6 protein-coding genes are annotated in these 10,186 nt (G+C 45.4%); 1 reads left to right on the top strand and 5 read right to left on the bottom strand.

Features of this window, described 5'->3' with window-relative positions:
- Positions 1 to 129: 129 nt before the first annotated feature.
- The 5 genes from rpsG to F6K52_RS25045 all read right to left on the bottom strand — a co-directional run bounded on the left by rpsG (position 130) and on the right by F6K52_RS25045 (position 4,712).
- The gene (rpsG, locus tag F6K52_RS25025) at positions 130 to 600 is read right to left on the bottom strand and encodes a 30S ribosomal protein S7 (protein WP_293084423.1); all 471 of its coding nucleotides are present in this window, start codon (positions 598 to 600) and stop codon (positions 130 to 132) included.
- A 325-nt stretch (positions 601 to 925) separates the two neighbouring features.
- On the bottom strand, positions 926 to 1,297 hold the full coding sequence (gene rpsL / locus F6K52_RS25030) for a 30S ribosomal protein S12 (RefSeq protein ID WP_071106977.1): 372 nt from the start codon (positions 1,295 to 1,297) through the stop codon (positions 926 to 928).
- Between the two features lie 88 nt (positions 1,298 to 1,385).
- A complete protein-coding gene (locus F6K52_RS25035) occupies positions 1,386 to 1,730 on the bottom strand; it encodes an iron-sulfur cluster assembly accessory protein (protein ID WP_293084425.1) in 345 nt (114 codons plus the stop codon).
- Between the two features lie 176 nt (positions 1,731 to 1,906).
- Positions 1,907 to 2,335 carry a phosphomannose isomerase type II C-terminal cupin domain gene (locus F6K52_RS25040; RefSeq protein WP_293084428.1) on the bottom strand — a complete coding sequence of 143 codons (429 nt, stop codon included), beginning with the start codon at positions 2,333 to 2,335 and terminating at the stop codon, positions 1,907 to 1,909.
- Positions 2,336 to 2,651: 316 nt separating this feature from the next.
- Positions 2,652 to 4,712, bottom strand: coding sequence for a phosphodiester glycosidase family protein (locus F6K52_RS25045; protein WP_293084431.1), 2,061 nt, complete (start codon positions 4,710 to 4,712; stop codon positions 2,652 to 2,654).
- A gap of 923 nt (positions 4,713 to 5,635) precedes the next feature.
- Between F6K52_RS25045 and F6K52_RS25050 the strand changes: the two genes are divergently transcribed.
- Positions 5,636 to 10,186, top strand: a 4,551-nt coding sequence (locus F6K52_RS25050; protein WP_293084434.1) for a glutamate synthase-related protein, incomplete at its 3' end; no start/stop codon positions are given.

Here is a 10,186-nt window from a genome sequence, read left to right on the forward strand (position 1 = left end):
TTGTCTGGTGCCACCATTTCCTCACCAGGTAGCTATCTATTTACAATTTTATACTTTTTTTAAGTTTTTTAGGCATTTGTGGACATTGTCAGAGGGCTACAACGTTTTTGTTGTGGGCTTTTAGGGTCATTAGTACCGATAGTGGGCAAAAGCTTTATTTGCCTCTGCCATTCTATGGGTTTCTTCACGCTTGCGCATAGCATTTCCCGTTTCATTAGCAGCATCCATCAGCTCATTAGCCAATTTGCTAGCCATGCTGCGACCGGAGCGACTTCTGGAGAATTTAATCAGCCAGCGTAGGGCTAGGGTAGTCCCTCGCTCAGCCTTTACTTCCATAGGAACCTGATAGGTTGCCCCACCAACCCGACGAGCCTTGACCTCCACTAGAGGCGTCAGGTTACGCACAGCTTTTTCAAAGGTTTCTATGGGATCAGCGCCAGTTCTCTCTTCAATGATTTTCATTGCGTCATAGATAATCCGGTAGGCAAGGGATTTCTTGCCATGACGCATTAGTCTACACCCCAACATACAAATCAGGCGACTGTTGTAGAGTGGATCGGGGGGGACAGGACGCTTTTTAACAACTGAGCGACGAGACATAAGTAAGCTTAAGAAAAAATCAACAATAAAGTGTACTATTAAAAATTACCCAAGGCAAACAACTACACTCCTGTGATTAACCCTAGTATGATTAACCCTAGTGTGATTAACCCTGGTGATACGGTTAGCTTATGGTTGATCGTCTAAGTCCTGTTTTTCTTTAGGGGGACGAGAAGCTAATCAGTTCAGCTTTCTAGTATTCCTTGGCTTCAAGAATTGGATTTTTCCTTGGACGACGACCAAGCGCTATTTATCGGCATGGGTGAGATTACAGCAACTCTATTGCTGAAAGTCTCTTACTGTAGAGGGGTCAATTCTCGTAAGTTTACTTAGGGCGCTTTGTCCCATACTTAGAACGACCTTGACGGCGATCCTTAACTCCTGCCGTATCAAGGGTACCCCGAATAATGTGATATCGCACTCCAGGTAAGTCCTTCACACGACCGCCTCTGATCATCACGACGGAGTGTTCTTGTAGGTTATGACCAATACCAGGAATATAGGCTGTTACTTCAAATCCTGAAGTCAGACGAACCCTTGCCACCTTTCGTAAGGCTGAGTTGGGTTTTTTGGGTGTAGTTGTGAACACCCTAGTACAAACACCACGGCGCTGGGGACATTGTTTCAGCGCTGGGGACTTAGTTTTCTTCTTAGCTTTGAAGCGCTCGCTACTAATGAGCTGCTGGATGGTGGGCATGAGTTACGGCTTAATAAACATTGGTTGATTTAGCTTAATCAACTACAAACAAACCAATGCTAATTATACCAAAAATAACACTCTGGTGTCAATCTGGAGCCTTGGATGGGTCTACACGAAAGGAATTACCACAGCCGCAGCTTTCTGAAGCGTTAGGGTTATGGAAGCGAAACCCTCCTCCCATCAGGTCTTCTGAGTAATCTAGAGTTAAGCCATTGATAGTTTTTAGGCTTTCCGGGTCTACTATGACACTGATGCCATCACAGTCATAGACCTGATCCTCAGAATTGATCACTTGCTCAAAGTCAATAGTGTAATAAAAATCCGCACACCCACCCTGACTGACACCTAGACGCAATTTGGCCTCTGGCTTTTGACGCTTGGACTGTACACGTCTAATCTCACTCGCAGCAGCTTTACTCAGTTTAATCATTAACGATACTAACTATACACAACAACTAGCACCAGCTAATGTTACCTCAAAAAGTAATAGTCATTAATCATTAGTCATTTAATTTGCCACTACCAAAAGGCTTTTTTTGGCATCCTAAATACTTACAACTAATGACTAATGACTACTAACTAAAGACTTACAACTAATGGCTTAATCTATTTGCCTTCTGGTTTGCTGCGGGAATAGTCATCTTCAAAGCGAATAATGTCATCTTCTCCGAGGTATTCTCCATTCTGAACTTCAATTAAAACTAGGGGAATAACACCAGGATTCTCTAGTCGATGAGCATGGCCTTGAGGAACATAGGTTGATTGATTTTGATGAATGATCTCTTCGTTATCGCCACAAATAACTTTAGCTGTACCACTGACAACAATCCAGTGTTCGCTCCTATGGTAGTGCATCTGTAAACTTAAGCGATGACCAGGCTTGACTTCAATGCGCTTGATTTTGTATCCCCGTCCTTCTTCTAGGACAGTGAAAGACCCCCAAGGTCGTAGTTCGGTAGCAGCAACGCCTTCAGCTACTCGGGATGACTGTAGGGTAATGGCCGAAACTTGAGAAATTTCTTTTGACTGAACCATGGTTTTGTTCCTGAAAACGTCTAGCTAAGTGATTGTGGGAAAGTTTACTAATTGCTTACTAATTCTAGGTTAGACAAAATTAAATAGAATTGACTATCGCAAAATCTAGCAAACTATAACTAAATTTTTAAGGCCAAATTAGTGAATTACCTTAATTTATATAAAGTCTTTACACTCTTCTAGAGTTATCTTTTCCTAAGTGTCAGCTGAATCAACCTATAGTTAAGGGATTCGTGATTTCCAAAAAACTTAATAAATCTGATCACTTCATACATCCTTCATAGTTAATACTTAATACTTAATACTTCTTAAAGTATCAGGGAACAGGTGTAAAAAAGATGCCCAGACCGTTGTTAACTGGTGCTGCTGTATAGGGAGACCGATCTAGGAGTTGACCACCTAGATAAAGTCCAGTTGAGCTACCCCCATCCAGATTGAGGGCACTAATGGCTCCCAATTTCTGCATCAACTGAGCTGTTTCCCTTAATGTTGGGCCACGTCGAGTATGACTATGGTGAAAAGCAGCAATAATCAATGTGCCATTAGCAGTGGTTCCAATAGCACTGCGTGGAGCAGACTGCTGAATAAAGGCATCACTAAATTGTTCCGATTTGCCATCTAAAACAATTTTTCGATCTTGTATTAGCAGTGGTCCACCACCGAGAATATGTGGGTAGCCATTGAAGTCAGCGGGAAACGTACTCCCCTCAATTCGGACTTGGGTACCAATACTTAGATCATTAACAGCTGTCCTGTTGGCTCTAAGGGTAACTAGATAGCCATTGTCGGGAATACGAAAGGCTTGCTGACCCGCAAGTCCTCCACGCAAGAGATCGGTGACCAAGTTATTCTGGACAACTACGATAATTTCATGATCAATTAAGGGAGTGTAGGTTGGTCCGAAGGCACGAGTGTAGCGGGCAATGCCAGCTTTGACATAACCACTGTTGAGGAATAGTACTGGCAAACGCTTTCGGTGTGAGGTAACTAAGGTTTCGCTGAGGCTGAGTCGTCCTAGTTTAACGTGACCGCGATCATTCCAAGCGATCGCTCCCCGATTCAAAATTGGACCGGATAACCACCGACTATCACGGCGAATTGCTCCTAAGGGCAATTGGTTGTTACGGTTGAAAAAGCCAGCATTAATCGCAGCAGATGCTTGCCACCACTGAGCAGCTTTAATTAGTGGGGCTGCTCCCACTTGCGTCGTAGCATTACTGCCAATTGGTCTGAGCCGCAACCGCTGAGATTTGGGATCAACCTCCAACCACACCACTGGAAAACTAGTATCTTTGAGACTAATCAACTGCTGACGCCATTGGATGCCAGGTGCCCAGAGAATATCTTTCTTGACCATGGCATCAGGTCGCAAATCAATCACCAATCGAAAAGGGTTAGGCAAGGTGAATACTCTCAGACCTTTACCTTTGGGAAAATTCACCCGGAGCCTAGTTTGGTTCTGATGGCTTTCTAAGCGGATAACTGGTTTATCCATAGGAGCGCCCACGGAAATGGGAGCTACATCTAATGGCTTTTGGATCTTGGCAGTTTCTAGAGCATTAAAACCCTTGACTAGTGAGGGGTTAGCTGATGCAGCTACTGTAATCACAGCTTCAGTGGGTTGCTCATTGACTTGCCAGAAGGTTGGGCGGTCTAAATCAAGAACAATACGATTACCCCAAGGCTGACGTCCCTGGCGAATAGCCTTCACCCTGGCTGGCATGGAAGAGATATAAAGCTTATCCCCCTGAACTTGCAACTGCCAAGCTGCTGTTTTGGCAAAATCGGTAATATCTAGATATCGATAAGCACCACTAACTTGGCTGGGGAAGACTACGGATGTACTCCGGGGTTTAGAAAACCACCGGATCGGTTGCTTGGTATAATCTTTACTGTTGAGCATTTCTATGCCCAAGGTTTGCATCGCTCCTACATCACTGATGCCAGTGCGCACTGAGCTTCCCACTAACCATTGCTGCCAAGGTAAGTTGATCTGTTGACCATTTAAATAAACTTGAACCCCTTGTCGGATCACTTTGGGTGGGACAGAGAATAACTCCACCTCTAAGGTGTTATCAGGCATGGGGGGTAGCTCTTCCAATAGTTTCTTGCCTTTTAAAACTAGGATGTTCTCCTGGGTCGTTTGGGATAAACCTTGAACTAGGACAGGGGTATCTTCAGCTGCTGGGGGCAACTGGTTCAGTAACTCTTTAAAGCTATTTAAGATTAGGGGTTCAATTGCTCCAACTCGCCTATTTGCCGTAGCTACAGATGCTGGGAATAGAATTAGGAGCAAGAGAGTAATGACTAGCTTGGAGATCTGAGTCCACACTTTTGTAGTATCAATTCTGGTCTTTGGTGTTACTCTAGTCGCCATCAAAGGGTTCCATTGAGCATTTGTTGCTGCTAGTAGCCTGTTTCCTCAAAGGACTGGTTTGGCTGAAAGCTATCCTTTCATAACCTAAATCAGTCAACACAAACTATACATAAGGTCTAAGTTCACATACTCTTCAACTAAGTTATAGGTATTTAGGCTCTAGGCATTTAGGCTAAGGGGGTTCTAAAAAAGGATGAAGCGCTCCGGGTCAAGCACGGAAGCTCTCAACTCCCCCTGTTCTAAGACCTAAGACCATGAGCCTAATACCTAGGCCTTTAGGGAGGAGATGCACCAGGTCTAAACTAATACTGTGATGAAGGCTACTTTGACAAGATCAAGTCCTGTCAGTGCGTGCATAGTCGTTAAGAAAGCTATTTTGAGTTTCGCTCAATGGTCTTGATCACTGCTACGGTAAATCCACCAATTTCTTCCCGAGTAAAATTTTCAGTAGGTTTATGGAGAAATTAGGTATTGCTATCCTTAACCTATTTCTTATATCATGGCTATCCACCTATATATGTAAGTTTCTAGGATTTATGCCAGCGTCATGGAACCCTGGTCACTTTGGTCATCAGCTAGGTGGTTAGTTGCATGGCATTGTTGAAGCACTAAGCGTGTTGCTACTGGTAAAACCTGATGAGGTTAACTACATCCCTTGCTCTGTGTCGGAGGATGTAGCTTTTGTGTCAGCAGCTGACCAGATTTCATTGGATACTCAGGATAGGAGTTTCTAAGGGAAAAAAGCTTGATAGATTGTTCAACCGAGGGAATCGGGATTAGACCCAACCAACTTCTGGCTCACCATTGATGGTAAATCATTGTTGATTTTTTCAGCCTAGTAGCAGTCTATAGGTCACTGCTACTAGGTTAATAGTCCTCAGTCTGTAATGAAAGCATCACTAAACACCGTGAATAATAATTGGATGAATAATATCGATAATCAGAAAAACCAGGAAGATCTACAACAGTATCACACAAGGATACCGTATCCAGGTCAACGTTGGTTGGTGGAGGAACGAGATGCCTGTGGAGTTGGCTTTATTGCGTCTGGGCAGGGTATAGCTACTCATAAATTGATTGAACAAGCTCTAGTGGCACTGGGTTGTCTAGAACACCGGGGGGGGTGTAGTGCTGACCAAGATTCAGGGGATGGTGCAGGCTTATTGACTGCTATTCCCTGGAAACTGTTGGAAAAATGGTTCACTGAACAAGGCATTGACCAGCCTCCTACGGAACAGTTGGGAGTTGGGATGGTATTCTTGCCTCAGGATAAGAGCTTGGTTAGCCAAGGTAAGTCCATTGTTGAGGAAGTCCTTGCTCAAGAAGGCTTAAAGGTTTTAGGCTGGCGTGTGGTACCAGTACGCTCAGAGATCCTGGGTATCCAAGCGAAAGCTAATCAACCCCATATGGAACAGTTGATCGTAGCCTCTGAAGGGGAGATAGGAGATGAACTGGAGCGTTTGCTGTTCAAAACTCGCTGTCGCATTGCTAAGGCACTAAAATCTCAGAGTACCATCCGAGTCCCTGAGGATTGGTATTTTTGCTCTTTTTCCAGTCGCACGATTGTCTACAAAGGCATGGTGCGCTCAGCGATACTTGGAGAGTTTTACTTAGATTTAAAAAATCCTGATTACCAAAGTGGTTTTGCTGTCTATCACCGACGCTTTAGCACCAATACTATGCCCAAGTGGCCCCTTGCTCAACCGATGCGCTTGTTGGGACATAATGGTGAGATTAACACTCTGTTGGGCAATGTCAACTGGATGATAGCCCGGGAGGCTGACTTGGCTCATCCGGTTTGGGAAAAAGGGTTGAAGGCAAATAACCTTGGAGCTGCAACCGACACTAACCTGAAAGCACATAACTCCTTAGATGAGATCAAGCCTATTATCAATCCAGAAAACAGTGATTCCGCCATCCTAGATAATGTATTCGAATTACTGGTGCAATCTGGACGCAGTCCTATGACCGGATTAATGATCATGGTGCCGGAGGCTTACCAAAATCAGCCGGATTTGGATAACTATCCGGAAATTGTTGATTTTTATGAATACTACAGTGGAATTCAGGAAGCTTGGGATGGTCCAGCGCTGTTAGTATTCAGTGATGGGAAAACAGTGGGAGCCAGCCTAGACCGAAATGGATTACGACCGGCTCGTTATAGCATTACCCGGGATGGCTATGTGGTGGTGGCATCAGAAGTGGGGGTAGTGGACTTGCCAGAAGCCGAGATTGTGGAAAAGGGCCGACTCGGACCAGGGCAAATGATTGCTGTTGACCTGGAAAGCAACGAAATTCTAAAAAACTGGGACATCAAGAAACGGGTGGCAGCTCAAGAACCCTATGGTGAATGGCTGAAACAGTACCGTGTAAAATTGGAACTCCAAACCTTTACTGAGGCTCCTGAACAAGAGGCTGCTGAGTTACTGCGTCAGCAGACCGCTTTTGGCTACACTGCTGAGGATGTGGAGATGATCATCCAACCGATGAGCACCCAGGGGAAAGAACCTACTTTCTGTATGGGAGATGATATCCCCTTGGCGGTACTCTCCAATAAGCCTCGGCTACTCTATGACTATTTCAAACAACGGTTTGCCCAGGTCACTAACCCACCCATTGATCCTCTACGGGAAAGTTTGGTGATGTCGTTGAGTATAGACCTGGGTGAGCGAGGCAATATATTAGAAGCTAAGCCAGAGTATGCCCAGTTGTTAAAACTGGAAACCCCAGTCCTAAATGAGGCGGAGTTGGCAGCGGTCAAAGCGTCACGGTTTGAGACGGCTGAACTCTCTACTCTATTTGAAATTGCTACTGGTCCGGGGGGGCTAGACGTAGCTGTGAATCGTCTGTGTGACCAAGCGGCTGAGTCGGTAAGGGCTGGTAACAAGATTCTGATTTTGAGTGATAAAACTGCTGGAGGGCTTTCTGAAAACTACACCTATATTCCACCAATGTTGGCTGTAGGTGCGGTTCACCACCACCTGATCTCTCAAGGATTAAGGATGAAGGCATCGATTATTGTGGAAACGGCTCAATGCTGGAGTACTCATCACTATGCTTGCTTAATCGGTTATGGTGCATCAGCAGTTTGTCCGTATTTGACTTGGGAATCGGTGCGGAATTGGTGGGCTAATCCTAAAACTCAAAAATTGATGGCCCAGGGGAAACTGGAAAGCCTAACCATAGACCAAGCTCAGAAAAATTATCGCAAGGCGGTAGAAGCAGGTTTATTAAAAATCCTATCTAAGATGGGAATTTCCCTATTATCGTCTTATCATGGCGCTCAGATTTTTGAAGCAATTGGCATTGGTGGGGATTTATTGGCACTAGCCTTTAAGGGAACTACATCTCGGCTGGGAGGTGTGAGTGTTGCTGATTTAGCTCAGGAAGTGATGGAGTTTCACAAACGGGCTTTCCCCCTGACTGCTAAGAAACTGGAAAACTTTGGCTTTATCAATTACCGTCCTCGGGGCGAGTATCACATGAACAGCCCTGAAATGTCTAAAGCCCTACACAAGGCGGTTTCCTCTTTCGTCCGTGACCAATCTTCTAACAATGGTAACGGTAAAAATCACAAAGAGTTGGAAGTTAGCAAGTTGCAGGTTAAACCTTCAAGCCTTGACGCTAACAAAGAAGCTTACGACCACTACGATGTGTATCGCAAACTGTTGGAAGAGCGTCCAGCAACTGCACTACGAGATTTGTTGGACTTCAACAGCGACCAACCTACTATTGAGATTGAGGAAGTAGAACCTGTTGAGGAAATTGTCAAGCGCTTCTGTACCGGAGCGATGTCCCTAGGCTCTCTATCCCGAGAAGCTCACGAAACTCTAGCTATTGCTATGAACCGGATTGGCGGTAAATCCAACAGTGGTGAAGGGGGAGAAGACCCAGTGCGCTTCAGCATTCTCAATGATGTGGATCAGACTGGTCATTCTCAGACTCTACCTCACTTAAAGGGGTTACGTAATGGGGATGTTGCTTCCTCTGCGGTTAAGCAAGTAGCATCTGGTCGCTTTGGAGTAACACCAGAGTACCTGATGAGTGGGAAGCAGTTGGAAATTAAGATTGCTCAAGGTGCTAAGCCAGGGGAAGGGGGTCAGTTACCGGGTAAGAAGGTCAGTCCCTACATTGCTAAGCTGCGGCGTTCCAAGCCAGGAGTAACCCTAATTTCCCCACCACCCCATCATGATATCTATTCTATTGAAGACCTAGCGCAGCTGATTTTTGATTTGCATCAGATTAACCCTCAAGCTAAGGTATCTGTGAAGTTGGTGGCAGAAATTGGGATTGGAACTGTTGCGGCTGGGGTAGCAAAAGCTAATGCAGATGTAATCCAAATTTCTGGTCATGATGGCGGTACTGGAGCATCTCCGCTGAGTTCGATTAAGCACGCTGGAACGCCTTGGGAACTGGGAGTAACTGAAGTACATCGGATCTTGATGGAAAACCAACTACGCGATCGCGTTTTGCTGCGGGTAGATGGTGGCTTAAAAACTGGTTGGGACGTACTGATGGCCGCCTTGATGGGAGGAGAAGAGTACGGTTTCGGTTCGGTATCGATGATTGCTGAAGGTTGCATTATGGCACGGATTTGCCATACCAATCAATGTCCTGTAGGGGTTGCTACTCAGCAAGAACGCCTGCGCCAGCGCTTTAGCGGGATTCCAGGCCACGTGGTCAACTTCTTCTACTTTGTGGCTCAGGAAGTGCGATCGCTTCTTGCCAAACTAGGTTACCGTTCCCTAAAGGATATCATTGGTCGGGCTGATCTACTCAAAGTCCGGGAGGATCTTGAGTTAACTAAGACATCTATGCTGAATCTAGATTGTCTGACTCAGCTGCCTGATACTCGCACAGACCGCAGTTGGCTCAATCATAACGATGTACACAGCAACGGACCAGTGCTAGATGATCAACTGCTGGCTGACGCTGACCTGACGAATGCTATTCAAAACCATGGGTCTGTGACTAAAGATGTGGAGATTGTAAACACTGACCGTACTGTAGGGACTCGAATTGCTGGGGTAATTGCCAAGCAGTATGGTAACAGTGGTTTCGATGGACACATTACTATCAACTTCAAGGGGGCTGCCGGTCAAAGCTTTGGTGCCTTTAACCTGCCTAGTATGACCCTGATTTTAACTGGTGAAGCGAATGACTATGTAGGCAAAGGGATGCATGGTGGTGAAATTATTATCAAACCACCGGCTGATGCCACCTACGACCCAGCTAACAATGTGATTGTAGGTAACACCTGCCTGTATGGTGCCACTGGTGGAACATTATTTGCCCATGGCGGTGCTGGTGAGCGGTTTGGTGTGCGCAATTCTAAAGGCTATGCTGTGATTGAGGCAGCTGGTGATCACTGCTGTGAATACATGACCGGTGGTGTAATTGTAGTCTTAGGGAAAGTGGGACGCAATGTCGGTGCTGGTATGACTGGTGGTTTAGCCTACTTCCTAGATCAAGAG

Origin of the sequence: Moorena sp. SIO3H5, from assembly GCF_010692395.1 — a bacterium.
Lineage (GTDB): Bacteria > Cyanobacteriota > Cyanobacteriia > Cyanobacteriales > Coleofasciculaceae > Moorena.

Coding starts and splice junctions, on each gene's coding strand:
- F6K52_RS25045 (WP_293084431.1), bottom strand. CDS start 4,712: ATGGCGACTAGAGTAACACCAAAGACCAGAATTGATACTACAAAAGTG.
- rpsL (WP_071106977.1), bottom strand. CDS start 1,297: ATGCCCACCATCCAGCAGCTCATTAGTAGCGAGCGCTTCAAAGCTAAG.
- rpsG (WP_293084423.1), bottom strand. CDS start 600: ATGTCTCGTCGCTCAGTTGTTAAAAAGCGTCCTGTCCCCCCCGATCCA.
- F6K52_RS25035 (WP_293084425.1), bottom strand. CDS start 1,730: ATGATTAAACTGAGTAAAGCTGCTGCGAGTGAGATTAGACGTGTACAG.
- F6K52_RS25040 (WP_293084428.1), bottom strand. CDS start 2,335: ATGGTTCAGTCAAAAGAAATTTCTCAAGTTTCGGCCATTACCCTACAG.